Origin of the sequence: uncultured Pseudoteredinibacter sp. (genome assembly GCF_947500695.1) — a bacterium.
Lineage (GTDB): Bacteria > Pseudomonadota > Gammaproteobacteria > Pseudomonadales > Cellvibrionaceae > Pseudoteredinibacter.
Genome location: NZ_CANMSS010000028.1, coordinates 1 through 731, shown reverse-complemented (window position 1 = coordinate 731; position 731 = coordinate 1). Strand labels below are relative to the sequence as shown.

The window sequence follows — 731 nt, the reverse complement described above, 5'->3', positions numbered from 1 at the left end:
ATGGAATTGCGTGAGCTATTGGAAACTTATGAGTTCCCAGGCGACGACACTCCAATCATCGCGGGTTCTGCGTTGATGGCTCTAAATGGCCAAGACGACAACGAGTTGGGTACTTCGGCTGTTAAGAAGCTGGTTGAGACTCTAGACGAGTACATTCCTGAGCCAGAGCGTGCTATCGATGGTGCTTTCATTCTTCCAATCGAAGACGTTTTCTCGATCCAGGGTCGTGGTACTGTAGTAACCGGTCGTGTTGAGCGCGGTATCGTTAAAGTTGGTGAAGAAATCGAAATCGTTGGTATCAAGGACACTACTACCACTACTTGTACTGGTGTAGAGATGTTCCGTAAGTTGCTAGACGAAGGTCGTGCCGGTGAGAACGTTGGTGTACTACTACGTGGTACTAAGCGTGACGAAGTTGAGCGTGGTCAGGTATTGGCTGCTCCAGGTTCAATCAACCCGCACACCAAGTTCGAAGGTGAAGTATACGTACTGTCTAAAGATGAAGGTGGTCGTCACACTCCATTCTTTAAAGGCTACCGTCCACAGTTTTACTTCCGTACTACTGACGTAACTGGTGCTTGTGAATTGCCAGAAGGCGTTGAGATGGTAATGCCAGGTGACAACATTCAGATGTCTGTTACCTTGATCTGCCCAATCGCCATGGACGAAGGTCTACGCTTCGCGATTCGTGAAGGTGGCCGTACCGTTGGTGCTGGTGTTGTATCTAAGAT

Annotated in this window: 1 protein-coding gene; it reads left to right on the top strand. The window is 48.7% G+C overall.

The features are described 5' to 3' along the window. Positions 1–731, top strand: a 731-nt coding sequence (locus tag Q1A08_RS21340; RefSeq protein ID WP_299776420.1) for an EF-Tu/IF-2/RF-3 family GTPase, incomplete at both ends; no start/stop codon positions are given.